The organism is Actinacidiphila glaucinigra, assembly GCF_035918135.1.
GTDB classification, from domain to species: Bacteria; Actinomycetota; Actinomycetes; order Streptomycetales; family Streptomycetaceae; genus Actinacidiphila; species Actinacidiphila glaucinigra.
The window spans coordinates 4128577-4155360 of sequence record NZ_CP109144.1 but is presented as its reverse complement, the minus strand read 5'-3'; the positions used below and the strand labels follow the sequence as shown (position 1 = coordinate 4155360).

27 protein-coding genes are annotated in these 26784 nt (G+C 73.9%); 16 read left to right on the top strand and 11 right to left on the bottom strand.

Going from position 1 to position 26784, the window contains the following annotated elements; translation table 11 throughout:
- Nucleotide 1 precedes the first annotated feature (1 nt).
- Nucleotides 2-1504, bottom strand: coding sequence for an FAD-dependent oxidoreductase (locus OIE69_RS18420; protein WP_326572975.1), 1503 nt, complete (start codon nucleotides 1502-1504; stop codon nucleotides 2-4).
- 114 nt (nucleotides 1505-1618) lie between these two features.
- Between OIE69_RS18420 and OIE69_RS18415 the strand changes: the two genes are divergently transcribed.
- Together OIE69_RS18415 and OIE69_RS18410 are read left to right on the top strand one after the other, a co-directional pair.
- Nucleotides 1619-2197, top strand: coding sequence for a TetR/AcrR family transcriptional regulator (locus OIE69_RS18415; protein ID WP_326572974.1), 579 nt, complete (start codon nucleotides 1619-1621; stop codon nucleotides 2195-2197).
- Between the two features lie 58 nt (nucleotides 2198-2255).
- On the top strand, nucleotides 2256-3242 hold the full coding sequence (locus OIE69_RS18410; RefSeq protein WP_326572973.1) for a 2-hydroxyacid dehydrogenase: 987 nt from the start codon (nucleotides 2256-2258) through the stop codon (nucleotides 3240-3242).
- Between the two features lie 41 nt (nucleotides 3243-3283).
- On the opposite strand, the gene OIE69_RS18405 is transcribed toward OIE69_RS18410, so the two are convergent.
- The gene (locus tag OIE69_RS18405; RefSeq protein WP_326572972.1) at nucleotides 3284-4030 is read right to left on the bottom strand and encodes a hypothetical protein; all 747 of its coding nucleotides are present in this window, start codon (nucleotides 4028-4030) and stop codon (nucleotides 3284-3286) included.
- 212 nt (nucleotides 4031-4242) lie between these two features.
- Here OIE69_RS18405 and OIE69_RS18400 point away from each other — a divergent pair, with 212 nt between their 5' ends.
- Nucleotides 4243-4731, top strand: a complete 489-nt coding sequence (locus OIE69_RS18400; RefSeq protein ID WP_326572971.1) for a hypothetical protein — start codon at nucleotides 4243-4245, stop codon at nucleotides 4729-4731.
- 33 nt (nucleotides 4732-4764) lie between these two features.
- Nucleotides 4765-5760, top strand: a complete 996-nt coding sequence (locus OIE69_RS18395; RefSeq protein WP_326572970.1) for a phosphotransferase family protein — start codon at nucleotides 4765-4767, stop codon at nucleotides 5758-5760.
- Between the two features lie 40 nt (nucleotides 5761-5800).
- Here the strand turns inward: OIE69_RS18395 and OIE69_RS18390 are convergent, their stop codons facing one another.
- The gene (locus OIE69_RS18390) at nucleotides 5801-6352 is read right to left on the bottom strand and encodes a hypothetical protein (RefSeq protein ID WP_326572969.1); all 552 of its coding nucleotides are present in this window, start codon (nucleotides 6350-6352) and stop codon (nucleotides 5801-5803) included.
- A gap of 114 nt (nucleotides 6353-6466) precedes the next feature.
- On the opposite strand from OIE69_RS18390, the gene OIE69_RS18385 reads away from it, so the two are divergent.
- Nucleotides 6467-7198, top strand: a complete 732-nt coding sequence (locus tag OIE69_RS18385; RefSeq protein WP_326572968.1) for a DUF429 domain-containing protein — start codon at nucleotides 6467-6469, stop codon at nucleotides 7196-7198.
- A 12-nt stretch (nucleotides 7199-7210) separates the two neighbouring features.
- Here the strand turns inward: OIE69_RS18385 and OIE69_RS18380 are convergent, their stop codons facing one another.
- Nucleotides 7211-7651, bottom strand: a complete 441-nt coding sequence (locus tag OIE69_RS18380; RefSeq protein ID WP_326572967.1) for an ATP-binding protein — start codon at nucleotides 7649-7651, stop codon at nucleotides 7211-7213.
- Nucleotides 7651-8553, bottom strand: coding sequence for an MEDS domain-containing protein (locus OIE69_RS18375; protein WP_326572966.1), 903 nt, complete (start codon nucleotides 8551-8553; stop codon nucleotides 7651-7653). Before OIE69_RS18375 ends, OIE69_RS18380 begins: the two co-directional genes overlap by 1 nt.
- A 751-nt stretch (nucleotides 8554-9304) precedes the next feature.
- On the opposite strand from OIE69_RS18375, the gene OIE69_RS18370 reads away from it, so the two are divergent.
- The 3 genes from OIE69_RS18370 to OIE69_RS18360 are packed head-to-tail and all read left to right on the top strand — an operon-like array spanning nucleotide 9305 to nucleotide 14864.
- Nucleotides 9305-13216 (top strand): Pls/PosA family non-ribosomal peptide synthetase, encoded by a 3912-nt coding sequence (locus OIE69_RS18370; RefSeq protein ID WP_326572965.1) that lies wholly within the window; start codon nucleotides 9305-9307, stop codon nucleotides 13214-13216.
- Nucleotides 13213-14577, top strand: a complete 1365-nt coding sequence (locus OIE69_RS18365; RefSeq protein WP_326572964.1) for a M1 family metallopeptidase — start codon at nucleotides 13213-13215, stop codon at nucleotides 14575-14577. Before OIE69_RS18370 ends, OIE69_RS18365 begins: the two co-directional genes overlap by 4 nt.
- Nucleotides 14574-14864: a glutaredoxin domain-containing protein gene (locus OIE69_RS18360; protein ID WP_326572963.1), complete on the top strand. Its 291-nt coding sequence runs from the start codon at nucleotides 14574-14576 to the stop codon at nucleotides 14862-14864. The genes OIE69_RS18365 and OIE69_RS18360 overlap by 4 nt, the downstream gene beginning before the upstream one ends.
- Here OIE69_RS18360 and OIE69_RS18355 read toward each other — a convergent pair.
- The 3 genes from OIE69_RS18355 to OIE69_RS18345 form a co-directional block, all read right to left on the bottom strand.
- A complete protein-coding gene (locus OIE69_RS18355) occupies nucleotides 14843-15283 on the bottom strand; it encodes a protein-tyrosine phosphatase family protein (protein ID WP_326572962.1) in 441 nt (146 codons plus the stop codon). The genes OIE69_RS18360 and OIE69_RS18355 overlap by 22 nt on opposite strands.
- Nucleotides 15273-16001, bottom strand: a complete 729-nt coding sequence (locus OIE69_RS18350; RefSeq protein ID WP_326572961.1) for a hypothetical protein — start codon at nucleotides 15999-16001, stop codon at nucleotides 15273-15275. Before OIE69_RS18350 ends, OIE69_RS18355 begins: the two co-directional genes overlap by 11 nt.
- A 79-nt stretch (nucleotides 16002-16080) precedes the next feature.
- Nucleotides 16081-16308, bottom strand: a complete 228-nt coding sequence (locus OIE69_RS18345) for a hypothetical protein (RefSeq protein WP_326572960.1) — start codon at nucleotides 16306-16308, stop codon at nucleotides 16081-16083.
- 557 nt (nucleotides 16309-16865) lie between these two features.
- Between OIE69_RS18345 and OIE69_RS18340 the strand changes: the two genes are divergently transcribed.
- Complete coding sequence (locus tag OIE69_RS18340; protein ID WP_326572959.1) at nucleotides 16866-17162, top strand: hypothetical protein; 297 nt, start codon at nucleotides 16866-16868, stop codon at nucleotides 17160-17162.
- Between the two features lie 32 nt (nucleotides 17163-17194).
- Here the strand turns inward: OIE69_RS18340 and OIE69_RS18335 are convergent, their stop codons facing one another.
- Nucleotides 17195-17773 (bottom strand): hypothetical protein, encoded by a 579-nt coding sequence (locus tag OIE69_RS18335; RefSeq protein WP_326572958.1) that lies wholly within the window; start codon nucleotides 17771-17773, stop codon nucleotides 17195-17197.
- Nucleotides 17774-17879: 106 nt separating this feature from the next.
- On the opposite strand from OIE69_RS18335, the gene hemL reads away from it, so the two are divergent.
- From hemL to ccsB, 7 genes are all read left to right on the top strand, one after another.
- Nucleotides 17880-19193, top strand: coding sequence for a glutamate-1-semialdehyde 2,1-aminomutase (hemL, locus tag OIE69_RS18330; RefSeq protein WP_326572957.1), 1314 nt, complete (start codon nucleotides 17880-17882; stop codon nucleotides 19191-19193).
- Complete coding sequence (locus tag OIE69_RS18325; RefSeq protein WP_326572956.1) at nucleotides 19190-19864, top strand: histidine phosphatase family protein; 675 nt, start codon at nucleotides 19190-19192, stop codon at nucleotides 19862-19864. The genes hemL and OIE69_RS18325 overlap by 4 nt, the downstream gene beginning before the upstream one ends.
- A 188-nt stretch (nucleotides 19865-20052) precedes the next feature.
- Complete coding sequence (locus OIE69_RS18320; protein ID WP_326572955.1) at nucleotides 20053-21345, top strand: polysaccharide deacetylase family protein; 1293 nt, start codon at nucleotides 20053-20055, stop codon at nucleotides 21343-21345.
- A 133-nt stretch (nucleotides 21346-21478) separates the two neighbouring features.
- Nucleotides 21479-22096: a TlpA family protein disulfide reductase gene (locus OIE69_RS18315; RefSeq protein WP_326572954.1), complete on the top strand. Its 618-nt coding sequence runs from the start codon at nucleotides 21479-21481 to the stop codon at nucleotides 22094-22096.
- A gap of 37 nt (nucleotides 22097-22133) precedes the next feature.
- On the top strand, nucleotides 22134-22856 hold the full coding sequence (locus OIE69_RS18310; RefSeq protein ID WP_326581247.1) for a cytochrome c biogenesis CcdA family protein: 723 nt from the start codon (nucleotides 22134-22136) through the stop codon (nucleotides 22854-22856).
- Between the two features lie 3 nt (nucleotides 22857-22859).
- Nucleotides 22860-24632, top strand: coding sequence for a cytochrome c biogenesis protein ResB (gene resB / locus OIE69_RS18305; RefSeq protein WP_326572953.1), 1773 nt, complete (start codon nucleotides 22860-22862; stop codon nucleotides 24630-24632).
- Nucleotides 24629-25711, top strand: coding sequence for a c-type cytochrome biogenesis protein CcsB (ccsB, locus tag OIE69_RS18300; protein WP_326572952.1), 1083 nt, complete (start codon nucleotides 24629-24631; stop codon nucleotides 25709-25711). Before resB ends, ccsB begins: the two co-directional genes overlap by 4 nt.
- 154 nt (nucleotides 25712-25865) lie before the next feature.
- Here the strand turns inward: ccsB and OIE69_RS18295 are convergent, their stop codons facing one another.
- Together OIE69_RS18295 and OIE69_RS18290 are read right to left on the bottom strand one after the other, a co-directional pair.
- Nucleotides 25866-26312, bottom strand: coding sequence for a nucleoside deaminase (locus OIE69_RS18295; protein WP_089226350.1), 447 nt, complete (start codon nucleotides 26310-26312; stop codon nucleotides 25866-25868).
- 20 nt (nucleotides 26313-26332) lie between these two features.
- Complete coding sequence (locus OIE69_RS18290) at nucleotides 26333-26743, bottom strand: PLD nuclease N-terminal domain-containing protein (RefSeq protein WP_326572951.1); 411 nt, start codon at nucleotides 26741-26743, stop codon at nucleotides 26333-26335.
- Between the last annotated feature and the right edge of the window lie 41 nt (nucleotides 26744-26784).

Sequence of the window (26784 nt, the reverse complement as noted above, 5' to 3'; positions counted from 1 at the left end):
CTCAGCCTCCCGTGCCGGCCCAGGCGGCGAGGGCGGCGGCGCGGCCCCCGGCGGCGGTGCCCTCGGCGGCCCAGGCGATGTAGCCGTCGGGGCGGACGAGCAGCGTGGTGCGGCCGCCGTCCGTACGGGTGACATGAACGGCGCGCGGGTCGGCGGCGGGGCCGTCCGCGGAGCCGTCCGCGGGGCCCTCGGGGGTCACGAGGACGAAGCGGCCGGCGCGCAGGGCCTCGTACAGCCGGCCCTCCCGCAGGGGCAGATCGGGCGCGCGCCCGCCGGTCAGGGGATGGGCGCCGCGCGGGGCGGGATAGGCGATGCCGATGCCGGTGACCGTGCCCAGGGCCCTTCGGCGCAGTGGTGGGAGGTGCCCGACGGCCAGGGAGAGCAGGTCGCGGAGGGCCCGCTGGAGGATGTTGTGGGCCATGGCGAGGCGGATGATGCCGCCGCTGCTGCGGAGCACCATCGCGCCCACCGGGTGCCGTTCGGCCTGATAGGTGTCGAGCAGGGCGTCGGACGCGCCTGCGCGGACCACGGCGGCGAGCTTCCAGCCGAGGTTGGCGGCGTCCTGCAGGCCGGTGTTCATCCCCTGCCCGCCGGCGGGGGAGTGGACGTGCGCCGCGTCGCCGGCGAGCAGCACGCGGCCGGTGCGGTAGACGGGCACCTGGCGTTCGTCGCTGTGGAAACGGGAGAGCCAGCGGGCCTCGCTCATGCCGTGGTCGGTGCCCAGAGCGCGGCGCATGATGTCGCGGACCTCGTCGAGGCCGACCGGGTCGCCGTCGGGCCGCTCGCCGGCGCGGTCCCAGCACATCACGCGGTACCAGCCGTCGCCGAAGGGCGCGAGGAAGGCGAAGGCGTCACCGGTGCCGCGCACGGTCAGCAGTCCGGGGGGCGGCTCGGCGAGCCGGACGTCGGCGAGCACGATCGACCGGATCACGGACCGGCCGGGGAAGGGCAGGCCCAGGGCGGTCCGGACGGCGCTGCGGTGGCCGTCGGCGCCGACCGCGTACGCGGCGCGGCGGGTGGCGACGGTGCCGTCCGCGGCGCGGACGTCGAGCGAGACTCCCTCGTCGTCCTGGCGCACGGCCAGCACCTCGGCGCCGTGCTCGAAGCGCACGCCGGCGGCGCGGGCGCGGCGTTCCAGCAGCCGCTCCACCTCGTACTGGGGAGTGATCAGCAGATACGGGAAGCGGGAGGGCAGTTCCGTCAGGTCCAGCGAGAGACGGCGGAAGAGCCGCATTCCGCGCAGCCGGTGGCCGGTGGCGACCAGTTCGTCGGCGAGGCCGCGGGCGTCGAGGAGTTCGAGGGTGCGGGCGTGGACGCCGAAGGCCCGGCTCAGGTTGCCGTGTCCCGGGGCGCGGCGCTCCAGGACGGTGACGGGGACGCCGGCGGCGGCGAGGTCCCCGGCGAGCAGCAGCCCGGTGGGGCCCGCCCCCACGACCAGGACCCCGGCCGGGTGGTCCGCGGTTCCGGGGCGGCGGGCGGCGTCGGTGCGGTTCTCGGTGGTCATGGCGGCCTCCTGGGGCCAACGTCTGTGGGCCAACAGATGTTGGCCAACGCTTGTTGGCAAACGTAGTCCGGCCCCTCTGGTGATGTCAACAGGTGTTGGCCTACAGTTGTGGGCATGACTGCGACGTCCCCCGCCCCCCGCCGGTCCGACGCCACCCGCGCGGCGATCCTCACCGCGGCCCGCGACCGCTTCGCCGCCGACGGCTACGAGCGCGCGACCATCCGCGCCATCGCCAGGGACGCCGGCATCGACCCCTCGATGGTCATGCGCTACTACGGCAACAAGGAGGGGCTCTTCGCCGCCGCCTCTGAGTTCGACCTGCGCATGCCGGACGTGGCCTCGGTCGCGACCGAGGACGTCGGGGCCGTTCTCGTCACGCACTTCCTGGAGCGCTGGGAGGAGGACGAGACGCTGACCGCGCTGCTGCGCGTCGGCGTCACCAACCCGGCCGGCGCCGAGCGGATGCGGTCGATCCTGCAGCGGCAGCTCGCACCGGTCGCCGCCGCCGTGTGCCCGGATCCGGAGCCCGGACGGGCCGCGGAACGCGCCGTGCTCGTGGCCTCGCAGATCCTCGGCATGGCCGTCAGCCGGTACGTGCTCCGCTTCCCGCCGGCCGCGGCGATGCCGCGCGAGGAGGTCGTGGCCTGGCTGGCGCCCACCGTCCAGCGGTACCTGACGGCCGTGGCGCCCTGACCCGGCGGGCGGTCACCGTCCGCGCGGGGCGGACCCGTGAACGAAGGAGTGACGACGCATGGAGCAGCCGAAGAACGTCCTCGCGGCGATCGCGCCGCACGTCGGGGGCCGCGGTGCCGGTGCCGCCCTGGCCGGGCTCTTCGGGGACCGGGCCGCCGTCACGGTCGTCGAGTCCGCCGACGAGGACCCGGCCGCGCTGGCCGCGGCCCATGTGATCATGACGGCACTGTGCCCCGTGACGGCCGGGTACCTCGCCCGGGCGTCCGCCCTGGAACTCGTCCAGTGCACCGGCCACGGCCACGAGCACGTGGACGTCGCCGCCGCCCGCGCCCGCGGCGTACCCGTGTGCACCATCGGCTCCAGCGGGGCCGAGACGCAGAGCGTCGCCGAGCAGGCCTTCGCGCTGATGCTCGCCCTCGCCAAACGGATCGTCCCCGGGCACGAGGCGCTCTCCCGCGGTGAATGGCCGCTGCCCCGCCTGCAGCGCTCGCTGACCGAACTGGACGGCAGGGTCCTCGGCGTGATCGGCCTCGGGGCGATCGGGCAGGCCGTGGCCCGGCGGGCCGCCGCCTTCGGGATGACCGTGCTCTACACCTCGCGCGGGCCCGTACCGGCCGCGACCGAGCGGCTGCTCGGGGCGCGCCGCGTGCCGCTGGAGGAACTGCTGGCCGCCGCCGACTACGTCTCCGTCCACGTCCCGCTGACCGGCGCGACCCGGCATCTGCTCGACGCGCGGCGGCTGGCGCTGCTCAAACCCACGGCCTTCCTGGTCAACACGGCGCGCGGCGCGGTCGTCGACCAGGACGCGCTGGCCGACGCCCTGGAGGCCGGGCGCCTGGCAGGTGCCGGGCTCGACGTCTTCGAACCCGAGCCGCCGCCGGCCGGGACGCGGCTGCTCCAGGCGCCCAACGTCGTCCTCTCGCCGCACGCGGGGGGTGCCACCCGGGACACCCTGGTGCGGATCGCCCTGGCCGCCGTCCGCAACGTCGTGGACTTCTTCGACGGCCGGCCGCCACGGGACGTCGTCCCCGCCGCGGAGGACTGAACGGGGCCCGGGGGAACGGGCCTTGCCCGCCCGCCGCCGGCTCAGGCGCTCTGGTCGCCCTCGACGTTGCTGCCCGGGCCGAGCCCGGCGAGCGCGTCCTTGGCCACCGCCAGGGCGCCGTCGCGGACCGCGGAGTCGTCCGGCGCCTTCTTGTTCTCGAAGTCGCTGCCGTTGTAGGTGACGGTCACGACCGCGTTGCCCTTGCGGAACACCACGACCGCCTCGCGCGTCTGCTGCTTGTCCTCGGTCGTCAGCTCCACGGACACGGACGCCTCGTCACCGATGCCGGAAGCCGTGATCGACTTTTTCAGGCGCTTGTACGAGGCCTTCGCCGCGGCCTCGCCGTCCTGGCCGCCGCTGTTGGTGGACACCTCGAACGTCACGTCGAGCCACCGGTAGTCGAAGCCCTTGAGGGCGTTCCACGAGCAGCCGGTGCGGTGCGAGGGGTCGGTGAGGGAGAGCTGCTTCCCCGCCGTCTTGGCCTCCGGTACCAGCTTCTTGATGGTCGCGGCCTTGATCGCGGTGCACGGCGCGGGCGGTTTGGAGTACGTGGCGGGCGCGTCTTTCGAGCCCTCCGATCCGGAACCGGACCCGGAGTCGGAACCGGACCCGGAGTCCGAACCCGGGCCGGAGTCCGACCCGGACGGCGCGACGGAGCCGGCCGGGGATCCGTTCGCCGACGTGCGGCCGGCCTCCTCGTGGGACGAGGAGGCCATCGTCCAGCCGACGATGGCGAGTATGGCGGTGGGCAGCAGACGAGCCGCCAGGGTGAGGGGCAGGGACGCCACGGCGGTCTTCTCTTCGTCGATCCTGAGGAACCTGGGGCTGAGGAGGTGAGCGTGGGGGACGTGGGGCCTGAGCGTACGACGTGAAGATGAGATTGCCATATGAAAGTGGCCCGGGAACAGACCAGGCGCGTAGGGGTTGCGGCACCGGGCGTGACGGGTGTACTCGCGCGCCCCGTCAATCCGGGTGCGCCGGAGGTGGTGCCGGAGTCAGGATGGGCGCCGTGACCGATCCTCCGTGGGCCGACGTCGCGGACGTCTTCGACCCCGTCGCCATGGGCAGGCTGCCCGATGTGTGGGTCCCCGGCGTCTCCGCGGCGGACTGGCAGGCGCTGCTCGACCTGGTCGTCGCCCGCGGTTGGTGGCACGAGTACGCGGAGGGCTGCCGCGTGCTGCCCCTGCCGACCGCCGCGCGGGTGCTGTCCCGGCCGTCCGGCGCCGAGGTGCCGACCCTGTGCGTCGAGCCCGCGCCCGGGTTCCGGGCGATCTTCCGTTTCCTGTCGGACGAGACGATCGACTTCGACATCGACCTGTACGAACTGCGGGGCCAGGAACGGCTGGACGTCTTCTGCGGCTTCCTGCGGGCGATCGGCCGGCGCCTGGACCGGACCGTCTTCCTGTGCCCGGAAGGCGCCGGCGTGGACGTGGCCGTCCTCTGGTACGAGCCGGGTGCCGACCGCATCGCCGTCCGGCACGACCGGTGACAGCGTGGGAGCGCTCTCATAGCATGCGGGGACATGAGGAGCCTGACCAAGCGCGCCCTGTCCGCCGAGCAACTGGCCGCCATGCTGCGGGAGTCGGCGGGCGTCGGCTGCAGCGTCGAGGCGGAGCTGACGGACGGCTGGTTCAACGCCGCCTACCGGGTGCGGCTCGACGACGGGCGTCCTGCGGTGGTGAAGATCGCCCCGCCGCCGGACGCCGTCGTCCTGCGCTACGAGCGCGGCATCATGGCCACCGAGGTCATGGCGCACCGCCGCATGGCCGCCCTGGGCGGCATCCCGCTGCCGGAACTCCTGTACGCGGCACCGGAGTTCATGGCGCTCTCGGTCCTGCCCGGCACCTCCTGGGACAAGGCGGCCGACCGCATCCCCGCGGACCGGCAGGCCCCGCTCCGCCGTGAACTGGGCCGGATCGTGGCGCGGCTGCACACGCTCGCCCCGGAGGACGGCCGGTACGGCTACCCGGCCGCCGAGGCCGGGCTGTCGGCGGCGGACTGGCCGACGGCGTTCGGCGCCATGGTGGACGCGCTGCTGGAGGAGGCCGGGCACCGGGACACCCCGCTCGGCGTCGCCCCCGAGGAGATCCGCGCGCTGGTCGCGGCGGGCGAGGACGTCCTGACGGAGGTGACCGAACCGCGGCTGGTCCACTTCGACCTGTGGCCCGGCAACGTCTTCGTCGCCGACGACGGCTCGGCCGTGACCGGGCTCATCGACCACGAGCGGGCCTTCTGGGGCGACCCGTTGGCCGAACTGGTCTCCCTGGCCCTCGGCGGCGACGCGGGCCCCGGCAGCGACCTCGTGGCCGGCTACCGGGAGGCGGGCGGCGTTCTCGACTTCGGGCCGTCCGCGCTGCACCGGCTGGCCCTCTACCGGGTCTACCTGGGCCTGATCCTGGTCGTCGAGTGCGGCCCGCGGGGCTACCCCGCCGACCACGCCGACCACGTCCGCGACGTCCTCGGCCGGTGGGTCGCGGAGCTCAGGGCCGTACGGCGGGGCCGGGCCGACCCGGCCTAGTACAACCGTCGCGCCCGTCGCGGCACCGGGGACGGGGGAGCTACCCGGCGGCCGTCGTGGGCTGCTCCACCACGTTCCGGCCGTCGAGCGGCGCCAGCCGGCCGGGCTGCTCCGGCCGGCGGCCCGGCGTGAGTCCCGTGCCGGACACCGAGGTGGCGGCGTGGGCGGACGCCGGGGCGGTCGTGGGAGCCGTCGCGTGCGTGGACGCGTGCGTGGGCGTATGGGCGGGTGTGTGGGCGGGGGCGGCGTGGGTGGGCGCCGCGTGGGCGCCTCCGGACTGCTGCGCGGCTCCCGGGGCGATCGCCATCGGGGCGGCGGAGGAGGGCACCGCCGCGGTGACCGCGCGGGTCGCCTCCGTCTTCGGGTGCTCGTCCTTGTCGGGTGCGTGGCTCACCCCGAACCGGGTCCGCAGGTGGTGCCCGGCCGCCTCGTCGAGGCTCACGGGCCGCTGCAGCCGTACCGCCAGCCGGCTCGCCTCCCGGCCCAGCGCCGCGAGGTCCTCCCACCTCAGGTGCACGACGAGCGGCAGCTCCGCCTCGCCGTCGGGGAGCGCTTGAAGGCCCTGGAAGGGGACGTTGCTCTGACTGTTCATCGGCCGTTCCTCACCCTTGGCTGCAGTGCGGTACGGCAGGGGATACGCGCCCCGGCACCGGAACGTTCAGCCGCGCCCCCGCGGCGCGGTCCGCACGGCGGGGATGATGGGACCGTGCGCACCCTCGGGATCGACCTCGCCGCCGGCCCCCGGACGACCGCGGCGGCGGTCGTCGACTGGCCAGGCGACGGCACGGCCGTCGTCGCCCCGCCGCTGCTCGGGTGCGCCGACGACGTGCTGGTCGACCTGCTGTCCGGCCTGGAACCGGAGGAACGCGCCGGGGTGGACTGCCCCTTCGGCTGGCCGATCCCCTTCGTCGAGGCCGTCACCGCCCATACGGCGGGCGCGCCCTGGCCCGGACGGGGCACCGACAGCGCCGCGCACCGGGCGACCCTGCGCCACCGCCGCACCGACATCCTCACCCACGAGGAACTCGGCGGACGGTGGCCGCTGTCCGTCGCCTTCGACCGGCTCGGCGCCACGGCCGCCCGCTGGGCCCACCTCGCCGACGAGCTCGCCGCCCGCGGCCGTCCGGTGGCCCGCGACGGCTCCGGGCGGATCGCCGAGGTGTACCCCGCTGCGTCCCGCAGGCGATGGGGCCTCGGCCCCGAGCGCTCCATGGCGGAACTCCGCGCCGCCGCGCCCTGGCTGCGGTGCGGCCCGGCCGAACGCGCCGCGTACGACGGCAGCGAGCACGCCTTCGACGCCCTGATCGCCGCCCTGGCCGCCCGCGCCGTCGAGCGCGGGCTCACCCGCCTCCCGTCCGGTCCCGAACAGACCCGTGCCGCGGCCGTCGAGGGCTGGATCCACGTCCCCCACGCAGCCACCCTCCCGTCCCTGCCGTGAGGCCCGGCCCGGTCAGGGGAGGCGGATCGCGAGGGTGACGACCGTGCCGACCGGGCCCGGGACGATCGTGAGGTGGTCGGTGACCAGGCGGACGAGCCACAGGCCGCGCCCGCAGCGGGAGTCGAGGCCGGGGAGCAGTTCGGGGATGACGGCGGCGTCGAATCCGGGGCCGCCGTCGGTGACCCGGCACTGCACCTCGCCGTCGGTCCGGCGCAGCATCAGGCGGCCGCGGCCGCCGCCGTGGACGATCGCGTTGGAGGCCACCTCGTTCACCGCCAGGACGAACTCCCCCCGGTGGGCCGCGGGGAGGCCCGCCCACATCGCGAACTCCTCGGTCAGCACGCGCAGCCGGGGCAGGTCGCCCTCCGCGAAGTCGCGTTCGAGCCGGCAGCCGTCGGCGGCGGGGTCGGCGGCGGGGTCGCCGGCGGACGGTTCACGCAGCTCCTCCAGCATCAACCGCTCACCCCGATCAGCGTCAGCCCCGGCAGGGTCGCCGCGCCCAGTCTGCGCAGCAGCGCCAGGTGGAAGGCCGAGCAGCGGACCTCCACCCGCACCCCCCGCTCTCCCGCGGCGGCCACCAGCGTCAGCAGCTCCGCCGCGCAGCCCACGTCGAGGAAGTGCAGGTCGCGCAGGGCCAGTACGAGCCGGCCGCCCTCCGCTGTCCGGCGCAGGGCGTCCCCGACCACGCCGTGGAACCGTTCCCGTGTGCTGAGGTCGGCCTCGCCCAGCAGTCGCAGCGGGCCCTCGGTGCGCGTCGCGTACAGCGCGCCGAGCCGGGTCAGCAGGTTGCGCGGGTGCGCCTGCGCCATCGCGTCGAGCACGTCCCCGGTGAACCACCGGCGGTCGTAGGCGCAGACCTCCGCGTAGGGGCGTCCGGCGAAGAGGTGGTCGGCGTGGGTCTCGCGGTGCACCATCGCGTCGATGGGCGCGCCCATGTCGCGCACCCAGTGCATGTCGATGTACGCGCGCAGGCCCGCGTATCCGTCGCGGACCGCGCGGTCCGTCTCCTCGGTGAGCCGGCCCTGCTGCCGTACCGCCGTGAACTCGCTCTCCGGGCTGATCAGTTCGCGCATGCTGCTCAGCACGAGCTGCCCGCTCCGCCGCGCGGAGCGCACCCACGCGTCGGCGTCCCCGGGCCGCCCGGCGTCGTCGGCCGGTCCCAGGTGGGCCAGCACTTCCGGGTCCGGCACGCCGGGGGCGGCGAAGACCATCACCCGCTCGCCGGCCGCCAGCCCGAGCCGTGCGAACGCGGCCAGGACGTCCCAGCGTGTGTCGTCGCCGTCGTAGCTGACGAACGCATGGTCGCCGGGCCGCATCCGCTGCACCGGCACGACCCGCACATCCGCGGCAGGCATCCGCCCTCACCCCCTGGTCTCCGAGCTGCCGAGGCTAGGAGCGCGCACCATGGGACGCCAGGCGGGACCGACTCTGCCCGGGATCGCACGGGGAGCGACCGCGACCGTGCCGTAGCTGCCCGGAAGCGCCCGTCCGTCAACGTGATGTGACGTACGGCGATCAATGTGCCGGTCGGGCGCCCGTGCACCGGCCCGGCCGTCCCGCGGGACGTCACCCGGATGCGCCGTGAGGACGCTGCCCCCGTCCCCGCCGTGGTCCAGTGGGTGGCGTGGCGAGGCCCCGACGCGAGCCGGGAGCCGGGCGGGCGTGCGGGCGTTCAGGGGTGCGCGCGTGCGGGTGCCGGGACCGTCGGACGGGCCACGGGAAGGAGGTGGTGACGACGCCCCGCCGGAGCCCGGCACGGCTGTGAGAGCGACCACTTGCCCGCTTTTCGGCAGGCAGCGTGGATTGAGTCCCGGTAAACTCCTTGTTCGCCATTTCTGGCGCTCGGTGAAAGGGCCCGTGGCCGTCCGGTCGCGACGGCCGCGGTACGGGGAGGCCGGGCGTGCGCCAGTCGCGGGAACCAGCCCGCGCGCCGGGACACCGTGGTCCCCGGCCGTCCGGTCGAAGGCCGCCGGCACCGCAGTGTTCCCGAGTTCTTGGAGGGTTTGACATGCGTCCGTCCCTGGCTGTGAGTGACCGGAACAAGGTGCCCGGCGCGTCCGCCGCCGCGCCACCGTCCCCCGGCTCGCCCGAGCCGGGGAGCACCGTATGACGCTCGTCGAGTCGCCCCTCCCGCTCCTGGAGGACCCCGCGCCCACTGGTGCCACCGGCGTCACCTGCGCCCCGGGTCCTGCGCTCTTCCGGGCCGGCGACGCCACCCCCGAGCGCACGCTGCTCGGCATCCTGGCCGCCACCGCCCGGGCGCACCCCACCGCCCCCGCCGTCGACGACGGCACCACGACGCTGAGCTACCGCGCCCTCGCCGCGGCGACCGAGCGCCTGCGCCACCGCCTGGCGGAGGCCGGCATCGGCGCCGGCGACCGGGTCGGCGTACGGGTGCCCTCGGGCACCGCCGACCTGTATGTGGCGATCCTCGCCGTGCTCTGCGCGGGCGCCGCCTATGTGCCGGTCGACGCCGAGGACCCCGAGGAACGCGCCCGGCTGGTCTTCTCCGAGGCACAGGTGTGCGCCGTCATCGGCGAGCACCTCGCGATCACCCCGTGCGCCGTGCCCGGCGGCACCGCCGGCCGCCGTCCCGGGCCGGACGACGACGCGTGGATCATCTTCACCTCGGGCTCCACCGGCAGGCCGAAGGGCGTCGCCGTCACCCACCGTTCGGCCGCCGCGTTCGTCGACGCCGAGGCGCGGCTCTTCCTCGCCGACGAGCCGCTCGGACCCGGCGACCGGGTGCTGGCCGGGCTGTCGGTGGCGTTCGACGCCTCCTGCGAGGAGATGTGGCTGGCGTGGCGGCACGGCGCCTGCCTGGTGCCCGCGCCGCGCTCCCTCGTGCGCACCGGCCTGGACCTCGGCCCGTGGCTGGTCGAGCAGGGCATCACCGTCGTGTCCACCGTGCCCACCCTGGCCGCACTGTGGCCCGTCGAGGCGCTGGACGACGTCCGCCTGCTGATCTTCGGCGGCGAGGCCTGCCCGCCCGAACTCGCCGAGCGGATGGCCGTCGAGGGCCGCGAGGTGTGGAACACCTACGGCCCGACCGAGGCCACCGTCGTCGCCTGCGCCGCCCAGCTCACCGGCGAGGGCCCGGTCCGCATCGGGCTGCCCCTGGACGGCTGGGAGCTGGCCGTGGTGGACGCCCACGGCGAACCGCTGCCCATGGGCGCGACCGGCGAGCTGGTCATCGGCGGGGTCGGCCTCGCCCGCTACCTGGACCCCGCCAAGGACGCCGAGAAGTACGCCCCGCTGCCCGCCCTCGGCTGGGACCGGGCCTACCGCAGCGGCGACCTGGTCCGCGCGGACGCGGAGGGCCTGGTCTTCGTCGGCCGCGCCGACGAGCAGGTCAAGCTCGGCGGCCGCCGCATCGAACTGGGCGAGATCGACGCCGCCCTGCAGGCGCTTCCCGCCGTCGCCGGCGCGGCCGCCGCCGTACGCACCACCAAGGGCGGCAACCAGATCCTGGTCGGCTATGTCGCGGTGACCGAGGACTTCGACCAGGCCGACGCGCTCGCCCGGCTCCGCGAGGCGCTGCCCGCCGCCCTGGTGCCGCTGGTCGCCGTCGTCGGCACCCTGCCGACCCGGACCTCGGGCAAGGTCGACCGGGACGCGCTGCCCTGGCCGCTGCCCGGGCTCGACACGCCCGCCGCGGAACTCGCCGGCACCGAGGGGCTGCTCGCCGGGCTGTGGGGGGAGCTCCTCGGCGCTCCGGTGACCGGGCCCGAGGCCGACTTCTTCGCGCTCGGCGGAGGCAGCCTGACGGCCGCCCGCCTCGTCTCCCAGCTGCGCAGCCGCTACCCCGCGGCCGCCGTCGGCGACGTCTACCAGCACCCCACCCTCGGGGCGCTCGCCGCCCGCCTGGACGAGGCCGCCGCCCGCCGCACCGCCGCGCGCCCGGTACGGCCGGTGCCCCGGCGGGCCGCGGCGGCCCAGCTGGCGCTGATGCCGCCGCTGCTCGTCCTGGCCGGACTGCGCTGGGGTGTCGTGGCGGCCGCCATCGGCAACGTGCTGCTCCTCCTCGGCCCCTTCCCCCGGGTCCCGGCCGTCTCCTGGTGGTGGGTGCTGGCCGGCTGGGCGCTGCTCATCAGCCCCGCCGGACGGGTCGCCGTCTCGGCGGGCGGCGCCCGGCTGCTGCTGCGCGGGGTGCGTCCCGGCACCTATCCGCGCGGCGGGGCGGTGCACCTGCGCCTGTGGACCGCGGAACGCCTGGCGCACGTCAGCGGCGCGGGCAACCTCACCGGCGCCTGGCTGAGCCACTACGCCCGCGCGCTGGGCGCCAAGGTCGGCGAAGGCGCCGACCTGCACGCGCCACCGCCGGTCACCGGCATGCTCAAGCTCGGCAAGGGCAGCGCGGTCGAGCCCGAGGTCGACCTGTCCGGGCACTGGCTCGACGGCGACCTGCTGCACATCGGCAAGATCCGCGTCGGGGCGGGCGCCACGGTCGGCTCGCGCAGCACCCTCCTGCCCGGCGCCCGGATCGGCAAGCGCGCCGAGATCGCCCCCGGCTCCGCCGTCGTGGGGGCGGTCCGGGCCGGGCAGCGCTGGGGCGGTGTGCCCGCCGTCCGCACCGGCAAGGCCCCGCACCGCGGCGCCGACTCCCGGCCGCCTCGGCGGCTGCGCTGGGCGGCGGCGTACGAGGCGACCGCCTTCGCCCTGGACCTGCTGCCCGCGGTGTCGGCGCTGCCCGCCCTGCTGGTACTGGCCCGCTGCCTGCGCGACGCCGGCGCCGCGCCGCTGTCCGCCGCGCTCGCCGCCGTCCCCCTGGCCACCCTCGCCTGGCTGCTGACGTACGCGCTGCTGGTGCTGGCCGGGGTGCGGCTGCTGGGCGTCGGGCTGCGCGAGGGCCACCACCCCGTGCACGGCCGCGTCGCCTGGCAGGCGTGGACGACGGCCCGTCTCATGGACCGGGCCCGCGCGCATCTGTTCCCGTTCTACGCCAGCCTGCTCACGCCGGTGTGGCTGCGGGCGCTCGGCATGAAGGTCGGCCGCCGTGTGGAGGCGTCCACCGTGCTGGCGCTGCCCACGATGACCACCGTCGGCGACGGGGCCTTCCTCGCCGACGACACCATGGTCGGCAGCTACGAGCTCGGCGGCGGCCGGATGCGCATCGCCGAGGCCCGGATCGGCAAGAAGGCCTTCCTCGGCAACTCCGGAATGACCGCCCCCGGCCGCTCGGTGCCGAAGAACGGCCTGGTCGGCGTGCTCTCGTCGGCGCCCAAGGGTGCCAAGGCGGGCAGCTCCTGGCTGGGCATGCCGCCGATGAAGCTGCCCCGGGTCCCCGAGGAGGGCGACCGCAGCCGCACCTTCGCGCCGCCCCGGCGGCTGGTGCTGGCCCGCGCGGCCGTCGAGCTGTGCCGGGTCGTCCCCGTGATGTGCGCGGTCGCGCTGGTGGTGCTGGTGCTCGCCGGGTACGCGGCGGTGGCGGGCCGGTACGGGGTGCCGGTGGCGCTCGCCGCCGGCGGGGCGCTGCTCGCGGGCGCCGGTGCGGCCGCCTGCGCGGTGGCCGTCGTGATGAAGTGGCTGCTGGTCGGGCGGGTGCGGGCGGGCGAACGGCCGCTGTGGAGCTCGTTCGTGTGGCGCAACGAACTGGCCGACACCTTCGTCGAGGTGCTGGCCGTGCCGTGGCTCGTCGGCGCGGTCGGCGGCACCCCGCTGATGAACCTGTGGCTGAGGTGCCTGGGGGCGCGGATCGGGCGCGGCGTATGGTGCGAGACGTACTGGCTGCCGGAGGCGGACCTGGTCCGGGTCGGGGACGGCGCGACCGTCGGCCGCGGCTGCGTGGTACAGACACACCTGTTCCACGATCGGATCTTGCGGATGGACGAGGTCGTACTCGGCGAGGGCGCGAGCCTGGGCCCGCACGGCATCGTGCTGCCCGGCGCCACGGTCGGGGCCCGGAGCGCGATCGGCCCGGCCTCGCTCGTCATGCGGGGCGAGGGCGTGCCCGAGGGCACCCGCTGGCTCGGCAACCCGATCTCCGCCTGGCACACAGAGGGGGCCCGCACAGGGTGAGCAACGGCAAGCGCGTGCGTGGCGGGGCCGCCGTCCCCGCCACGCCGGGGGCGGAGGTGTCCGCGGACTCCTACTTCCCCGAGCACGGCAACGGCGGCTACCGGGTCACCCACTACGACCTGGAACTGGATTACCGCCCGGCGGCCAACCGCCTGTCGGGCCGGGCCCGGATCTCCGCGGTGGCGGACCGGGCCCTCTCCGCGTTCAGCCTCGACCTGGGCGCCTTCCGCCTCGACCGGATCCTCGTCGACGGCCGCCCCGCCCGCTACACCCACCGCGCGGGCAAGCTCCGCGTGAAGCCCGCGAAGGCGCTGCCCGAGGGCCCGTTCGCGGTGGAGGTCCGCTACGTCGGCAACCCGAGGCCCGTCCGCTCCCGCGACTGGGGGGAGCTGGGCTGGGAGCAACTGGAGGACGGCGCGCTCGTCGCCAGCCAGCCGATCGGCGCGCCCTCCTGGTTCCCCTGCAACGACCACCTCGGCGACCGGGCGGGCTACCGGATCACGGTGACCGCTCCCTCGCCGTACACGGTCGTCGCCAACGGCAGTCTGGAGTCGTACCGGGTGGGCGCCTCCACGACGACCTGGGTGTACGACCAGCCGCGTCCGATGCCGCCGTACCTGGCGACCGTGCAGATCGGCCAGTACGAGCTGATCGACCACCTCGGCGGCCCGCTGCCCCAGCCGGCCGCCGTACCGCCGCGCCTGACCGCCGACTTCGCCCACGACTTCGGACGGCAGCCGCGGATGGTGGAGGCGTTCACCGAGTTCTTCGGGCCCTACCCCTTCGGCGAGTACGCGGTCGTGGTGGTCGACGAGGAGCTGGAGGTGCCCGTCGAGGCGCACGGGGTGTCCGTCTTCGGCCGCAACCACCTGGACGGCCGCCGCGGCGGCGAACGCCTCGTCGCCCACGAACTCGCCCACCAGTGGTTCGGCAACAGCCTCGCCCTCGCCGACTGGCGGCACATCTGGCTCAACGAGGGCTTCGCCGCGTACGCGGAGTGGCTGTGGGCGGAGTCCTGCGGCGAGATGACCGCCGCCCGCAGCGCGGCCCGCGCCCACGCCAAGCTCGCCGCCCAGCCCCAGGACCTGCGGCTCGCCGACCCCGGCGTCCGGCGCATGTTCGACGACCGGGTGTACAAGCGCGGCGCGCTCACCCTGCACGCGCTGCGCACGGTCATGGGCGATCCGGCGTTCTTCCGGCTGCTGCGGGCCTGGACCGCCGCCCACCGCCATGGCACCGTGACCACCGGGCAGTTCACCGCCCTGGCCCAGGAGCACACCGACCGGCCGCTGGAGGCGCTGGTCTTCCATCCGTGGCTGCACGGGACGCGGCTGCCACGTCTGCCGATCGGGGGAGTATGAGCGACGCGCACACGGACGAGGGCGGCATCGTCGTCTACTGGCGGCCCGGCTGCACCTTCTGCATGAAGCTGCGCGCACAGCTGCGGTTCGCACGGCTGCGCCACACCAAGGTCAACATCTGGCGCGATCCGGACGCCGCCGCCTTCGTGCGTTCCGTGGCGGACGGGAACGAGACCGTGCCGACCGTCACCGTGGCGGGACGGGCCATGGTCAACCCGTCGCTGCGGCAGCTGAGGGAGGCGGTCAGGGCGTACGCCCCGCACCTTCAGCCGAAGCGCGACACATAGCGGCGCTGCCAGGGCGTCTCCACCGCGCGCCGGGCGTAGTGCTCGCGCACGTAGGCGACGGCCTCGCCGGGGGGCACACCGTCCAGCACCGCCAGGCAGGCCAGCGCCGTCCCGGTGCGGCCGACGCCGCCGTGGCAGGCGACCTCCACCCGCTCGCCCGCCGCCCGGCGCCACGCCTCGCGCAGCGTCTCCGGGGCGGCGGCGCGGTCCGCCGGCAGCCGGAAGTCCGGCCAGCGCACCCAGCGGCTCTCCCAGGCCACCGCCGGGGGCTCGTGGCCCAGCAGGTACAGCCCGAACGTGGGGACGGGCCCGGCCGGCAGCGGATGCCGCAGCCCCCGTCCGCGCACCAGCCGCCCCGACGGCAGTCGCAGCACCCCCGGTGCGCCCGGCTCCCAGCCGGCGGCGGGCTCAGCGCTCATGGCCGCCGCACGCCGCCGTCGCCGGGTAGAGCACGGCGCCGGCCAGGCCGCCGTCGTCGGCGGCGTCCGCGCCGAGACCGGACAGCCGCAGGCAGGCGTCCTCGGTGGCGTCCACGCGGGGGCACTCGACGCCCACGGCGGCGACCTCGGTCACCGAGCCGTCGTGGTGCAGTTCCCCGCCCGCGGACGGCGCGGGCAGCCCGCCCTGAAGCGTGCCGAGGGCGACGACGTCACCGGACGCGCCCGAGGCCTCGCGGATGACGAAACGCCAATGGGCGTCGCTCGCTTTGAGGAGGTATTTCCCGGACCTCCCGCATTCCGCCAGGGAATCCCCGCGGGCGCGGACCAGTTCGGCTATCGCGCAACACAACGGGGCGTCATGTCCGGCCGCCGTGCGGAAACGGCTGAAATCGGCGAGCGGGGCGGACCGCATCGCGCGGTCGAGGAGGACGACCGCGGACTCCCGGGCGTGCGGGTGGCCGCGCTCGGCGATGTCCAGCAGGAAAGGGGCCGCGACCGCGGCTCCGGGAAGCGTCTCGCCGTTGCCCCCTCGGAGCAGGGAACCGCTGGTCAGGGCCGCCACGGCGGAGGCGACCGAGTCGAGGTCCCGCGCGGCGGCCAACGCCCTCAGGCCGTCCCGGGCATCCGCGGTCCGAGGGCGCGGCCGCGGCGAGGGAATGGCATTCCAATTGACGGCGTCGATCTCGGTGAGCAGCATCCGCACATGATTCCACCCGCTCCGGGATTTCGGGGTTCCGCATGCGGGACAAGCGTTCGAGCGGCTATCCTCCGCCGACTCAGGCGGTATGACGCAGATACAGCGCGCCGCAGCTGTGGCAGAAGGGCTGCGCCGCCGGCGTCCCCCACACGTCCTCCGCCTGTACGGCCGCGGCGGGGGAGAGCTCCCGGCCGCACAGCCCCGTCACGGCGTCGTCCTCGACCATGTGCCACGCCCGCACCGGGCCGTCGCCGGCCGGGCCGCCGTTCTCGGTGTCGTACTCCGCACGCATCTCGTACACGGGCATCGTGGTGCCTCCGGGTGGGTCATGCCCCCTGTGGTGCCGGTAGTCCAGTATGTCCGTGCGCCGTGCCCTCGGCGATCGCAGTCGCGCCGGGGACGGGCGTACCGCGTCGGACCTGCCCGGGCGGCTCGGTCAACGACCGTGCGGAGCCGGTGGGTTCGGCCCCGGCGAGCGGCGAACCGCCCTCAGCCGCCTGTCGGCGGCGGAACCCGACCGGCCCCGCCGGGCGGCCGCCCCGTGTGACCGGCGGGCGGCGGACCGTCACCGATTTGGTCACCTTTCGTGACCGGAGAAGCTCCCACTGCATGAATAGAGTCCGAAATTAGGGGATTTCACCCTATGTATTGACTGCGGGGAGTAATGGAATCTAAGGTTCATGTCAGAGGGCGACTCCTATGAGCCGCATCCCGTCCGACACTTCACGTCTGTGATGGTGCGTCCGCCCCAGAGGTCCAGACGCACCCCCCGTCGCACCAGTGCCATTGCGCACCGGCCGGTGCGACCCGCGCACGGTCGCACGCGACCGGCACCGACGTTCCGCACCTCGAAGGGGAACGACAATGCGCGTCCAGAGCATGACCATCCGCCGGGTCGCCGCGGCGGCACTCGCGGCACCGATCCTCGCCCTCGTCGGAGCCGGCGCGGCCGGCGCGGCGCCGCAGCAGGCGGCCCCCGCCTCGCACCAGTCCGTCGTCACCCACGGGGACGGCTGCCGGGGCTACGGCGACTGGGGTTACGGATGGCGTTACAACCATCACTACGACAACGGCTGTGGCTACGGCTACGGCTACGGCTGGGGAGGTTACGGCGGCTACGACAACGGCTACGGCAACGGCGTCGTCGTGGTGGTGCTGTAACCGTCAGTGAACCCGCATCCGCCCGGCGCCCGTCACGGCCACACCAGGCAGTACAGCTGGTGCCCGCTCTCGTGGCAGCGCTGGGCGAAGTCCTGCCACTCGTGCAGCATCTTGTAGATCATGAACGCGTCCCGCGGTCCGCGGCGGTCGGGGACGGTGGACCAGATGAAGGCGGCGGCGCCGAGGGCCTCCTCGTCGGCCTTGCGCAACGGCTCGACGACGGAATGGGGCAGTTTGACGACGGCGTAGTCGGGATGGAGCACGACGAGTTCCAGCGGCGGGACCTTCGCCGGGGGTATGCCCTCGATCCCGGTCAGCACCATCGCGGCCATCGTCTCCGGCTTGACCTTGGTGTACATGCCCTGGCCCAGCTCGTCGCCGCCGAGTTCCTCCGGTCGCATCGAGATGGGGACCCGAGCGGCGGTGGCGCCGTCGGGCGCGCCGAAGTACTTGTAGGTCACCCCCACTCGGCCACCCCTGCTCCCGCTTTTCTCAACGGCCATGTCGCGCTCTTTCGGCGGCCGGCGGCGCCGACCGGTGGGGCGGGCGTGCTCCGCGTCGGGGTCGTCCGACCCGTCGCCCACGTCACCGCGTTCGCCACCGCGCTGCATTCCACTACCCGACCATCCGCAGACCCAACCGCGCAACCCGATCATCGTCTCAGATGCACGGTCGATACCTCGTCGCGCAACGCCCGGCATTTGAGAGCATGTGCTTGTGAGCTATCCGTACGCCTACGAAGCGCCAGTTTCTCAGACCTTGTTCGATCGAGCAGCCGCCGTGACCCCTGGTGGGGTGAACAGCCCGGTACGCGCCTTTCGTGCCGTGGGCGGTACGCCCCGGTTCATGGTGTCCGGAACGGGTCCCTACCTGAAGGACGCGGATGGTCGTGAATACGTCGACCTCGTCTGCTCGTGGGGGCCGATGATCCTCGGCCACGCCCACCCCGAGGTGATCGCCGCCGTGCAGACGGCGGTTGCGCGGGGTACCTCCTTCGGCACGCCCGGTGAGGGCGAGGTGGAACTGGCCGAGGAGATCGTGGCGCGCGTCGCGCCGGTGGAGCAGGTACGGCTGGTCTCCTCCGGCACGGAGGCCACGATGTCGGCGATCCGGCTGGCGCGCGGGTTCACGGGCCGGGCCAAGGTGATCAAGTTCGCGGGGTGTTACCACGGTCATGTGGACGCCCTGCTGGCCGCCGCGGGTTCCGGGGTTGCCACGTTCGGGTTGCCGGACACCCCCGGGGTGACGGGCGCGCAGGCCGGCGACACGATCGTGCTCCCCTACAACGATCTCGGGGCGGTACGGGCCGCGTTCGCCGCCCACCCCGGCGAGATCGCCTGCGTGATCACCGAGGCGTCGCCCGGCAACATGGGCGTCGTGCCGCCGGCCGAGGGCTTCAACCAGGGCCTGGCGGACCTCTGCCGCGAGAACGGCGCGCTGTACATCTCCGACGAGGTCATGACGGGCTTCCGCGTCTCGAAGGCCGGCTGGTACGGCATCGACGGCGTCCGCCCCGACCTGATGACCTTCGGCAAGGTGATGGGCGGCGGCTTCCCCGCCGCGGCGTTCGGCGGCCGTGCCGACGTGATGGCGCACCTCGCGCCCGCCGGCCCGGTCTACCAGGCGGGCACGCTCTCCGGTAACCCGGTGGCCACCGCCGCGGGCCTCGCCCAGCTGCGGCTGCTGGACGACGCGGTGTACGAGACCGTCGACTCCGTCGCCGCGGAGGTGTCGGGCCTGGTCTCCGCCGCGCTCGCCAAGGAGGGCGTGGCGCACCGCCTGCAGACCGCGGGCAACATGTTCTCGGTGTTCTTCACCGAGGGGCGGGTGACCGACTACGACGAGGCCAGGAAGCAGGAGGCGTTCCGCTTCACCGCCTTCTTCCACGCGATGCTCGCCCGGGGCGTGTATCTGCCGCCCTCCGCATTCGAGTCGTGGTTCGTGTCGGCGGCACACGACAGCGCCGCCGTCGAGCGCATCGCCGCCGCCCTGCCGGCCGCCGCCCGCGCCGCCGCGGAGGCCACGGCATGAGCGAGATCACGGTCGTCCACCTGATGCGGCACGGCGAGGTGGAGAACCCCACCGGCGTGCTCTACGGGCGGCTGCCCGGCTACCACCTGTCCGATCTGGGCCGGAAGATGGCCGACCGGGTCGCCGAGCACCTCGCGGGCCGCGACATCGGCTACGTCGTCGCCTCCCCGCTGGAGCGCGCCCAGGAGACCGCGGCGCCGATCGCCGCCGTCCTCGGCCTCGACGTCGCGCGGGACGAGCGGCTGATCGAGGCGGACAACGTCTTCCAGGGCAAGACCTTCGGCGTCGGCGACGGCGCGCTCAAGCGTCCCGCCAACTGGAAGCACCTGGTCAACCCGTTCCAGCCGAGCTGGGGCGAGCCGTACGCGGACCAGGTCGTCCGCATGACCGCCGCGCTGGAGGCGGCCCGGGACGCGGCGCGCGGCCACGAGGCGGTGTGCGTCAGCCACCAGCTGCCGATCTGGATCGTGCGCAGCGCCATCGAGCAGCGGCGCCTGTGGCACGACCCGCGCAAGCGGCAGTGCACCCTGGCGAGCCTGACGTCCGTCACGTTCGAGGACGACCGGATCGTCTCCGTCGGCTACACCGAGCCCGCCCGCGACCTGGTCCCCGCGCACCTGCTGGCCGGGGCGAAGCCGGTCAAGGGCGGCAGCAAGGGCTTCGGCGCGTAGCGGTCCCCCAGGAGGGCGCCGGTCACACAGACCGGCACCCTCCTGGACGCTGTGTGACGACCGCCGCCACGTCGCGCGATCCGGTGCCCGGTCCCGGTGAATTTCCCCGCCCCGGGAAGGAACCTGCCGCACGCCCATGGCATCTAGCGCCATGGGGCCGAGGCAAGGCACGGGGATTGGGGCGCGGAATGCGGGACATCAGCCGACGAGGAGTACTGGGCCTGGCGGCCGGAGCGACCGCGGCCGGACTGGCGGGCTGCGCCGGGCAGAGCCCCGGAGGCCGGCACGCGAGCGGGGGGTCGCCGTCGCCGACGCCGTCCGCGGGCAGCCCGCGGGTGTCGCCCTCTCCGTCCCCGTCGGTGCGGACGATAGGTGACGGCTCCACGGCGGACACCGGGCCGCAGCCGCACCAGCCCCTGGTGGAGCGCCTGGAACCGGGGCAGAAGCCGCCGCAGTTCGTGATCTTCTCCTGGGACGGGGCGGGCGAGCTGGACAACGGCCTCTTCGAGCGGTTCCGGAAGCTCGCGGTCGAGCACGACGCGAAGATGACCTTCTTCCTCTCCGGCGTCTATCTGCTCCCCGAGTCGAAGAAGAGGCTCTACAAGCCGCCGCGCAATCCCGTCGGCGCCTCCGACATCGGCTACCTCACCGACGCCCACATCCGCGTCACCCTGGAGCAACTGCGGCTGGCCTGGCTGGAGGGCCATGAGATCGGCACGCACTTCAACGGCCACTTCTGCGCGGGATCCGGCTCGGTGGGCCGCTGGAGCCCGGCGGACTGGCGCAGCGAGATCGAACAGGCCGTCGGCTTCGTGGAGAAGTGGCGTACCCACACCGGCTTCACCGACCTGCCCCCGCTGCCCTTCGACTACCGCAAGGAACTGGTCGGCGGCCGCACGCCCTGCCTGCTGGGCCAGGGTTCGCTGCTGCCCACCGCCGCCCGCCTGGGCTGGCGGTACGACGCCAGCGGGCCGGGCGGTCTGCAGGTGTGGCCGGGCAAAAGCCACGGGCTGTGGAACCTGCCGCTGCAGGCGGTGCCCTTCCCCGGCCGCTCCTTCGAGGTGCTGTCGATGGACTACAACATGCTGGCCAACCAGTCGGTGAACTCCACGCGCGGCAACCCCGCCCGCTACCCGGCCTGGCAGCGGCAGGCCCGCGACGCCTACCTGGCGGGCTTCAGCCGGGCGTACGAGACCAACCGGGCGCCGCTGTTCATCGGCAACCACTTCGAACAGTGGAACGGCGGGATCTACATGGACGCCGTCGAGGAGGCGCTCCGGCGGATCGCCGACCACCGGGACGTGCGGCTGGTGTCGTTCCGCCAGTTCGTGGACTGGCTGGACGCGCAGGACCCGGCGGTCCTGGCGAAGCTGCGCACCCTCGGGCCGGGGCAGCGCCCGGCGGGCGGCTGGCGCCGATTCCTCGCGCAGGAACGTTCCTCCAAGTCCCCTTCGTCCTCTGTCTCCCCTTCCTTCTCCTGAGCGTCTGAGCCGACCGGTTCGCACACCTGGCCGGGGCCGCGATTAACCGTCGCTTACTTGGGGCATTTGCCGCTTTCGGCAAAGGTGTCGGGGGTGCGCAAGATCGCCCCCGGCCTCATGCGAAACTTTTCACATGAGTCCTACGCGCGCCCTCCGACGCCGTCCGCTCCGCGGTGCCGCCGCACTCGCCGGGGCAGCCGCGCTCGCGCTGGCCGTCACGGCCTGCTCGACCTCCACCGCGTCCTCCAACGGCACCGGCTCCGGGACGAACTACGTCGGTGGGACGGGCGAGATCTCCACGGTCGAGCCGGGTCACCGGGTGGCCGCGCCGGAGCTGAGAGGGAAGTCCGTGGAGGGCGCCCCGCTGAGCCTCGCCGACCACAAGGGCAAGGTCGTCGTCCTCAACATCTGGGGCTCGTGGTGCCCGCCCTGCCGGGCCGAGGCGCCGCACCTGGCCAAGGTGGCGAAGGAGACCGAGTCCCAGGGCGTGCAGTTCCTCGGCATCAACACGCGGGATCTGCAGACCGCGCAGGCCAAGGCCTTCGAGAAGGAGTTCGCGATCCCCTTCCCGAGCTTCTACGACCCGTCCGGCGACCTGGTGCTGCGCTTCCCCAAGGGCAGTGTCAACCCGCAGGCCATCCCCTCCACGCTGATCATCGACCGTCAGGGGAAGATCGCGGTGCGCGCGCTGAAGGAACTCGGCGCCGACGAACTGCACGAGGTCCTCGACCCGGTGATCGCGGAGAAGTGACGTGAGCGCACTCGCCGCCGGTGCCAACCAGACCGTGATGAACGGCGCCCTGCTCGCCGCCGTGCCGATCGCGCTCCTCGGCGGCCTGGTCTCGTTCTTCTCGCCGTGCGTGCTGCCGCTCGTCCCCGGCTACCTGTCGTACGTGACCGGCGTCACCGGCACCGACCTGGCCGAGGCCCGGCGCGGCCGGATGCTCGCGGGCGCCTCGCTGTTCGTCCTCGGCTTCACCGCCGTCTTCGTCTCCGGCGGCGCGCTGTTCGGCAACTTCGGCTACACGCTGCAGCAGCACAAGGCGGTCATCACCCAGGTGCTCGGCGCGCTCACCATCGTCCTGGGCCTGGCGTTCATGGGCCTGGTGGGCGGGATCACCCAGCGCGAGTTCCGCTTCCACCGCAGGCCCGCGATGGGGCTGGCGGGGGCGCCGCTGCTCGGGGTGCTCTTCGGCATCGGCTGGGCCCCGTGCATCGGCCCGACGCTCGCCGCCGTCCAGGCACTCGCCTTCAACGAGGCCAGCGCCGGCCGCGGGGCACTGCTCACCGCCGTCTACTGCCTCGGCCTCGGTCTGCCGTTCATCGTGGCGGCCGTCGCCTTCCGCCGCGCGCTCGGCGCCTTCGGCTGGGTCAAGCGCCACTATGTGTGGGTGATGCGGATCGGCGGTGGCATGCTCGTCGCCGTGGGCCTGCTGCTCGTCACCGGCGTGTGGGACCACATCGTCTACCAGATGCAGATCTGGTCGTCCGGCTTCACTCCAGGGATCTGATCCATGAGCTCCAAAGACACCGCGGGCGCACCCCCCGGCGCGGCGGCGGACGCCGGTACCGACCTCGGCGCGGCCGGCGCACAGCTGTCGACCGCGCCCGTCGAGGACCTCGGGCAGGCCGTCCCCGGCTCCTTCGGCGGCGTCCGCAAGCCGGGCACGGCCGGCGCGCTCGCCTGGACCGGCCGCGAGGCCGGGGGGTGGGTGCGCTGGACGTGGCGTCAGCTCACCTCGATGCGGGTGGCGCTGATCCTGCTCTTCCTGCTGTCGCTGGCCGCCGTCCCCGGTTCGCTGGTGCCGCAGACCAGCGTCGACGAGATCAAGGCGCAGAACTTCAAGGACGCCCACACCACGGTGGCGCCGCTGTACGAGAAGCTCGGGCTGTTCAACGTCTACAGCTCGGTGTGGTTCTCGGCGATCTACATCCTGCTGTTCGTCTCCCTCGCGGGCTGCATCGTCCCGCGCAGCTGGCAGTTCGTCGGGCAGCTCCGCGCCAAGCCCCCGGCGGCGCCGCGCAACCTCACCCGGCTCCCGGCGTACGCGACCTGGCGCACCGAGGCCGAGCCGGAGGCCGTGCTCGCCTCAGCGCAGCGCCTGCTGCGCGGCCGCCGCTTCCGCACCGAGCCCGCCGGCTCGGCGGTCGCGTCGGAGAAGGGCTTCCTGCGCGAGGCCGGCAACCTGCTGTTCCACGTCGCCCTGTTCGGACTGCTGATCTCCTTCGCGGTGGGCGGGCTGTTCAAGGCCGAGGGCGGCAAGCTGATCGTCGAGGGCGACGGTTTCAACAACACGCTCACCCAGTACGACGACTTCAAGCCGGGCACCTTCTACAACGCTGACGACCTGGACACCTTCGGCTTCAAGCTGGACGGCTTCAACGCCTCGTACGCGCGCAGCGGCCCCCAGAAGGGCACCCCGCGCACCTTCCGCGCCAACATCCGCTACTGGACGAGCCCGGGCGGCAAGCAGACGAAGTCCGCGATCGAGGTCAACGAGCCGCTGGAGGTGGGCAGCTCCAAGGTCTACCTGATCGGCCACGGCTACGCGCCCGTCGTCACCGTCAAGGACGGCCAGGGCAACGTCGTCTTCCAGGGCCCGGTCCCGTTCCTTCCGCAGGACGGCAACCAGACCTCGGTCGGTGTGATCAAGGCAATGGACGTCCGCGACCACGCCGACCGGAAGACCCAGTACGGCTTCCAGGGGCTGTTCACCCCGACCTTCGCGCTGAACGCGCAGCAGGGACCGCACTCGTCCTTCCCGGCCCTGGACTACCCGGCGCTGGTCCTCACCGCCTACCACGGCGACCTGGGCGTGGACGCCGGCCTGCCGCAGAACGTGTACCAGCTCGACACCAAGAAGATGAAGCAGTTCAAGGACGCCGACGGCAAGATCGTCAGCAAGGCGATGAAGCCGGGGGAGACCCTCGCGCTGCCCGGCGGCGACGGCTCGCTCACCTTCGACGGCGTCAAGACCTGGGCCACCTTCCAGGTCTCCCACCAGGTCGGCAACGGCTGGGCGCTGGTCAGCTCCGTGGCCGCGATCGCCGGCCTGGCCGGCTCGCTGTTCATCCAGCGCCGCCGGGTCTGGGTGCGCGCGGTGCGCGGCGACGACGGCACCACCGTCGTCGAGCTGGCCGGACTCGGCCGCAGCGAGTCGGCGCGGATCGCCGACGAGCTGGGCGAACTCGCCGACGGCCTCACGGCCACGGCCCCGCCGCTGCCCGCGGCGGACCCCGAAGCCTCAGAAGAACCCCTGCCCCATGACGAAGGAGCGCGCGCGTGACCACCGCTGCCGCGGTCAACGAGAACGTCGCCCACATCAGCAACCTACTGATCTACTCGGCGATGGCGGTCTACACGCTGGCCTTCCTCGCGCACATCGCGGAGTGGGTCTTCGGCAGCCGCAGCAAGGTCGCCAGGACCTCCGCCGCGCTCGCCCCCGCCGCCGGGTCCGCGCCCGCGGTCACCGTGACCGTGAAGCAGGGCGGCGGCACCGCCACCCTGGCGCGGCCCGAGGTCGTCACCCGGGCCTCCGCCAGTGACCGCGGCTTCGCCGACGGTCCCGGCGCGGCCGGCGACACCGAGCAGGGCGACCTGTACGGCCGCATCGCGGTGTCCCTGACCGTGCTGGCGTGGGCGCTGCACGTGGGCGGTGTCGTGGCCCGGGCGGTCTCGGTGCAGCGCGCCCCCTGGGGCAACATGTACGAGTTCTCCACCACCTTCGGCGCCACGGCGGTCACCGCCTACCTGGTGCTGCTCCTGCTGGGCAAGAAGGTGCGCTGGATCGGGCTCTTCCTGACCACCTCGGTGCTGCTCGACCTCGGCCTCGCCGTCTCGGTCCTCTACACCGACAGCGACCAGCTGGTCCCGGCCCTGCACTCGTACTGGCTGTGGATCCACGTCTCCTGCGCCATCATCTCCGGCGCGGTGCTCTACCTGGGCGCGGTGTCCAACGTGCTCTACCTCTTCCGCGACCGCTACGAGACCGGCCTCGCGGCCTCGGGCAGCAGCAACGAGGGCGCCTGGGCGAACATCATGTACCGCCTGCCGTCGGCCGCGAGCCTGGACAAGTTCGCGTACCGCGTGAACGCCATGGTCTTCCCGCTGTGGACGTTCACGATCATCGCCGGCGCGATCTGGGCCGAGGCGGCCTGGGGCCGCTACTGGGGCTGGGACCCCAAGGAGACCTGGTCCTTCATCACCTGGGTGGTCTACGCGGCCTACCTGCACGCCCGGGCCACCGCCGGGTGGAAGGGCCGCAAGGCCGCCTACCTGGCGCTGCTCGCCTTCGCCTGCTTCCTGTTCAACTACTACGGCGTGAACATCTTCATCACCGGCAAGCACTCCTACGCCGGCGTCTGACCTCCCGGCCCGGGCTCGGCCCAGGCCGATCGCGTCCGGCTTCGCCCGCCGCCCGCGGGCACGCGTGCGAGTCCACCGGCTCGTACGCGTGCCCGCCCACGGGCCCGGGCGGCGGCGTCACCGGTGAGCCACGGCCCGAGGCCGAGGGCGGGGATCACGCGCCGATGTCCTCGTTCCACAGGTCGGGACGGGCCGCGACGAAGTCCGTCATCAGGGCGACGCACTCCGGGTCGTCCAGCAGGACGATCTCCACGCCGTGCTCCGCCAGCCAGTCGTGGCCGCCGTGGAAGGTGCGGGCCTCGCCGATGACCACCCGGGAGATCCCGAACTGCCGGACCAGGCCGCTGCAGTACCAGCACGGCGACAGCGTGGTCACCATCGTCGTGCCGCGGTAGGTGCGCTGCCGCCCGGCCGCGCGGAACGCCGCCGTCTCGCCGTGCATGGACGGGTCGCCGTCCTGCACACGGCGGTTGCGGCCGCGACCCAGCACCGTGCGGCCGTCCGGGCCGTACAGCGCCGCCCCGATCGGGATACCGCCCTCCGCGAGGCCCGCCCGGGCCTCCGCGACGGCCGTCGCCAGCATCGTCCGTGCGTCGTCCATGACGGCAGTGTGCCGCAGGATCAGCCGCGGGGCTGGTTGTCCTGGCCGTCGCCGGAGCCGCTCTCGCGTTCCCGCAGCTCCTCCTCGCGGCGCCGCAGGTCGGCCTCCCAGCTCTTCAGCAGCTGCTCGTCCTTCTTGTTCTCCTCACGGAGCGAGGAGAGGAACTCCGGGTTGTCGTCCGGCGCGACCCACTGCGTGCGGTGGTTGCGGTGCCACTCCGCGGGCGTGCTCCCGCCCGCCGGGGCCGTGCGGTGCTTGCCGGCCACCAGCCAGGCGATCGGGCCGATCAGCACCTCGCCGAAGAGCAGGATGACGATGACCCAGACGACCTTGGGGAGGCCACGCACCTGCTCCTCGGGCGTGTTGAGGCAGTCGATGAAGGCGTAGATCCACAACGCCAGCACCAGCAGGAACGGGATGTACCGGATCATCGCGGGAGTGCCCCCCAGGCAGCGGCGGCGGGGCGCGGCAG

Bases quoted from the DNA above. Each gene is read 5' to 3' on its own strand.
- OIE69_RS18420 (WP_326572975.1), bottom strand. From the start codon at position 1,504: ATGACCACCGAGAACCGCACCGACGCCGCCCGCCGCCCCGGAACCGCG.
- OIE69_RS18415 (WP_326572974.1), top strand. From the start codon at position 1,619: ATGACTGCGACGTCCCCCGCCCCCCGCCGGTCCGACGCCACCCGCGCG.
- OIE69_RS18410 (WP_326572973.1), top strand. From the start codon at position 2,256: ATGGAGCAGCCGAAGAACGTCCTCGCGGCGATCGCGCCGCACGTCGGG.
- OIE69_RS18400 (WP_326572971.1), top strand. From the start codon at position 4,243: ATGGGCGCCGTGACCGATCCTCCGTGGGCCGACGTCGCGGACGTCTTC.
- OIE69_RS18395 (WP_326572970.1), top strand. From the start codon at position 4,765: ATGAGGAGCCTGACCAAGCGCGCCCTGTCCGCCGAGCAACTGGCCGCC.
- OIE69_RS18390 (WP_326572969.1), bottom strand. From the start codon at position 6,352: ATGAACAGTCAGAGCAACGTCCCCTTCCAGGGCCTTCAAGCGCTCCCC.
- OIE69_RS18380 (WP_326572967.1), bottom strand. From the start codon at position 7,651: ATGCTGGAGGAGCTGCGTGAACCGTCCGCCGGCGACCCCGCCGCCGAC.
- OIE69_RS18375 (WP_326572966.1), bottom strand. From the start codon at position 8,553: ATGCCTGCCGCGGATGTGCGGGTCGTGCCGGTGCAGCGGATGCGGCCC.
- OIE69_RS18370 (WP_326572965.1), top strand. From the start codon at position 9,305: ATGACGCTCGTCGAGTCGCCCCTCCCGCTCCTGGAGGACCCCGCGCCC.
- OIE69_RS18360 (WP_326572963.1), top strand. From the start codon at position 14,574: ATGAGCGACGCGCACACGGACGAGGGCGGCATCGTCGTCTACTGGCGG.
- OIE69_RS18355 (WP_326572962.1), bottom strand. From the start codon at position 15,283: ATGAGCGCTGAGCCCGCCGCCGGCTGGGAGCCGGGCGCACCGGGGGTG.
- OIE69_RS18350 (WP_326572961.1), bottom strand. From the start codon at position 16,001: ATGCTGCTCACCGAGATCGACGCCGTCAATTGGAATGCCATTCCCTCG.
- OIE69_RS18345 (WP_326572960.1), bottom strand. From the start codon at position 16,308: ATGCCCGTGTACGAGATGCGTGCGGAGTACGACACCGAGAACGGCGGC.
- OIE69_RS18340 (WP_326572959.1), top strand. From the start codon at position 16,866: ATGCGCGTCCAGAGCATGACCATCCGCCGGGTCGCCGCGGCGGCACTC.
- OIE69_RS18335 (WP_326572958.1), bottom strand. From the start codon at position 17,773: ATGCAGCGCGGTGGCGAACGCGGTGACGTGGGCGACGGGTCGGACGAC.
- OIE69_RS18325 (WP_326572956.1), top strand. From the start codon at position 19,190: ATGAGCGAGATCACGGTCGTCCACCTGATGCGGCACGGCGAGGTGGAG.
- OIE69_RS18320 (WP_326572955.1), top strand. From the start codon at position 20,053: ATGCGGGACATCAGCCGACGAGGAGTACTGGGCCTGGCGGCCGGAGCG.
- OIE69_RS18315 (WP_326572954.1), top strand. From the start codon at position 21,479: ATGAGTCCTACGCGCGCCCTCCGACGCCGTCCGCTCCGCGGTGCCGCC.
- OIE69_RS18310 (WP_326581247.1), top strand. From the start codon at position 22,134: ATGAACGGCGCCCTGCTCGCCGCCGTGCCGATCGCGCTCCTCGGCGGC.
- resB (WP_326572953.1), top strand. From the start codon at position 22,860: ATGAGCTCCAAAGACACCGCGGGCGCACCCCCCGGCGCGGCGGCGGAC.
- OIE69_RS18295 (WP_089226350.1), bottom strand. From the start codon at position 26,312: ATGGACGACGCACGGACGATGCTGGCGACGGCCGTCGCGGAGGCCCGG.
- OIE69_RS18290 (WP_326572951.1), bottom strand. From the start codon at position 26,743: ATGATCCGGTACATCCCGTTCCTGCTGGTGCTGGCGTTGTGGATCTAC.